1 protein-coding gene is annotated in these 3598 nt (G+C 74.9%); it reads right to left on the minus strand.

What is annotated here, in order from left to right; all coding sequences use genetic code 11:
- The coding region (locus tag AB0P24_RS47665; RefSeq protein WP_365805721.1) for an SDR family NAD(P)-dependent oxidoreductase at positions 1–3598 on the minus strand (3598 nt) is incomplete at both ends.

The following is a 3598-nucleotide window of genomic DNA, read 5'->3' on the forward strand; positions in this document are numbered from 1 at the left end:
GTCGGTGCCGATGATGACGGCGCGGTGTTCGAGTCGGGCGCGGTGCAGGAGCGAGCTGCCGATCTGGGTGGGGGTGTGCTCGGGGTGGGCCTCGGTGTGGTTCAGGAGGCGTCCGGCCATGTCGGCCAGTGCGGCGGGTGTCTTCGCCGAGAGCACCCACGGGACGACGGCCGCCTGTGCCGATGGCTCCTGGGAGCCGGAGCCTTCCTGGATGCCGGTCGGTTCCGGTTCGGCTGGTGCCTCTTCGAGGATCACGTGCGCGTTCGTGCCGCTCACCCCGAACGCCGACACCCCTGCGCGACGTGGTCGGCCCGCGTCCTCCCAGGGGCGTGCCTCGGTGAGGAGCCGGACGGTTCCGGCGGACCAGTCGACGTGCGGAGTGGGCGCGTCGATGTGGAGGGTCTGGGGCATGGTCCGGTGGCGCATGGCCAGGATCGTCTTGATGACGCCGGACATTCCCGCGGCGGCCTGGGTGTGGCCGATGTTGGACTTCAGGGAGCCGAGCCACAGCGGCCGTTCGGGCGAGCGGTCCTTGCCGTAGGTGTTGATGAGGGCCTGGGCCTCGATCGGGTCGCCGAGCACCGTGCCCGTGCCGTGCGCCTCCACGAGGTCCACGTCCTCGGACGTGAGACCGGCGTTGGCGAGGGCCTGGCGGATGACGCGCTGCTGGGAGGGGCCGTTGGGGGCGGTCAGGCCGTTGGAGGCGCCGTCCTGGTTCACGGCCGTACCGCGCACCGTGGCGAGGACGGTGTGCCCGTTGCGGCGGGCGTCCGAGAGCCGCTCGACCAGGACGACCGCGACCCCTTCGGACCAGCCCGTGCCGTCCGCCGCCGCCGCGAAGGCCTTGTTACGGCCGTCCGCCGCGAGCCCTCGCTGCCGGGAGAACTCCACGAACGTCGACGGGCGGGCCATCACGGCCACCCCGCCGACGACGGCCAGGTCGGACTCGCCCGAGCGCAGCGACTGGGCGGCCAGGTGCAGGGCCACCAGGGAGGAGGAGCAGGCCGTGTCCACGGTGACCGCAGGGCCCTCGAAGCCGTAGGTGAAGGCCACGCGGCCGGACAGGACGCTCGGCAGGTTGTTGTGGGAGGTGTAGCCGTCGACGCCCTCGCCGATCAGGTCGGCGCCGATGGTGTACCCGGTGTGGAAGCCGCCCGCGAACACGCCGGTGCGGGTGCCGTGCAGGGCCGTGACGTCGATGCCCGCCCGCTCGAACAGCTCCCAGGACGTCTCCAGGAACACCCGGTGCTGCGGGTCCATCCCCAGTGCCTCGCGCGGGGAGATCCGGAAGAAGGCGGGGTCGAACTCCGCTGCGCCGTCGAGGAATCCGCCCGTGCGCGTGTACGTCTTGCCCGGCAGCCCGGGCTCGGGGTCGTAGATCCCGTCGATGTCCCAGCCGCGGTCGGTGGGGAAGCCGGACAGGGCCTCGCCGCCGGTGTCGAGCAGCTCCCAGAGGTCCTCCGGGGAGGAGATGCCGCCGGGCAGCCGGACCGCCATGCCGACGATCGCGATGGGGTCGTCGTCCACCGGCGTCGTGGCCGCGGGGACCGGTTCGTCCTGCTCGGCGGTGCCGGTGAGCTCGCCGAGCACGAACCGGGCCACCGCCAGCGGCGTCGGGTGGTCGAAGAGCAGCGTGGTCGGCAGCCGCAGGCCGAACTCCTTGACGAGGGTGTTGCGCAGCTGCACCGCCGTCATCGAGTCGAAGCCCTGCCCGGTGAACGGGGCGTCGGAGTCCACCGCCGACGCGTCCGGGTGGCCGAGGACGGCCGCCGCGTGCGCCCGCACACTGTCCAGCAGCGCGGACTCCCGTTCCGCCGCGGGCAGTTCGGCCAGCCGGCCGGCGAGGCCCGTCGCGGATCCGGAGCCGCCCGCACCGGCGGCGGTCTCGGGTTCGCGCAACGCCGCCTGCACCTCGGGCAGTTCGCTCAGCAGCGCACTGGCCCGCGCGGCGGTGAAGCCGGGCGCGAACCGTGCCCAGTCGATGTCCGCGACCGACACAGCGGCTTCGTCCCGCTCGACCGCGGCGACCAGCGCGCGGACCGCCGTCTCCGGCTCCATCGGTACGACACCGAGGCGCGCGAGGCGCTCCGCGGCGCCGTCGACCGCGCCCAGACCCGCCCCGGCCCAGGAACCCCAGGCCACCGAGGTCGCGGTCAGCCCACGCCGGTGCCGGTCCCGGGCCAGTGCGTCGAGATAGGCGTTGGCCGCGGCGTACGCGCCCTGTCCGCCGCCGCCCCACACGCCCGCGTTGGACGAGACGAGCACGAAGGCGTCGAGCTCCCGGTCGCCGAGCACGGCGTCCAGGTTCCGGGCGCCCGCGACCTTGCCGTGCAGGACGCGAGCGAACTCCTCGGGCGGGGTCTCGGCGATGAGGCTCTGCTGCCCCAGCCCGGCCGCGTGCACGACGGCGGTCAGCGGTCGGTCGTCCGGCACCGCCGCGACCAGCTCCGCCAGCGCCTCCGGGTCGGCCACGTCGCACGCGGCCACCGTCACCCCGGCGCCGAGCCGCTCCAGCTCGCCGACCAGCTCCGCGGTGCCCTCGCCCGCGGCACCCCGGCGGCTCAGCAGCAGCAGATGCTCCGCACCCGCGCCGGCCAGCCACCGGGCGATCTGCCCGCCGACGCCACCGGTGCCGCCGGTGACCAGGACCGTGCCCCGCGGCGTCCAGGCGCGCCGGGCCGCGTGCTCGCCGAGCGGCGCCCGTACCAGCCGGCGCGCGAACACCGCGGCGCCGCGGATCGCCAGCTGGTCCTCGCCGCCCTGCCCGCGCAGCACCGCGACCAACTGCCGCAGCGCCTGCTGGTCCGGCTCGGCCGGCAGATCCACCAGGCCGCCCCACAGGCGCGGCTGCTCCAGCGCGGCCACCAGTCCGAAGCCCCAGGTGAGCGCCTGTGCCGGAGAGATCTCCGGCCCGTCGGGCCCGTCCGCGCCGCCCGTCGTCACCGCCCACAGCGGCGCGTCGACCCCGGCCTCGGCCAAGGCCGGCACCAACGCCGCCAGCAGCGCGAGCCCGTTCGTCATGGCCGGGAAGACGGTGTGCGGCCGTTCGTCCAGCGACAGGAACGACAGCACCGCCCCCTGACCGGCCACGCCCGCCGACGCCAACTGCTCCGCCAGCGCGCCCTGTTCGGCCACGGCGATCTCTCGCACGACGACCTCGGCACCGTGGGAGCGCAACGCGTCCAGGGTGCCCGTCACCCGGGGGTCGCCGGCGAAGCCCTCCGGCACGACGGCGAGCCAGGTCCCGGACATCCGGCCGGGGTTGACGATGCCGAGCTGTCGCCAGACGATCCGGTAGCGCCAGGCGTCCACGGCCGCCCGCTGCCGACCGCGCCGTCGCCAACTCGCCAGCGCGGGCAGCGCGGAGGCGACCGCGTCCCGCTCCCGCCCCTCGCTCACATCCAGCGTGGCGGACAGGACGGACAGGTCCTCCTCCTCGACCGCCTTCCAGAACAGGGCCTCGTGCGGATCCGCCGCCGCGGCCTCCCGCGGGGCGGGCGTCGGCCAGTAGTGCTGGTGTTGGAAGGGGTAGGTGGGGAGGGGGGTGTGGGGGGTGGTGGGGAGGTGCCAGTGGGGGGTGTGGTGGGTTGTTGTGTGG

Origin of the sequence: Streptomyces sp. NPDC086519 (assembly GCF_040686075.1) — a bacterium.
Taxonomy (GTDB): Bacteria; Actinomycetota; Actinomycetes; order Streptomycetales; family Streptomycetaceae; genus Streptomyces; species Streptomyces shenzhenensis.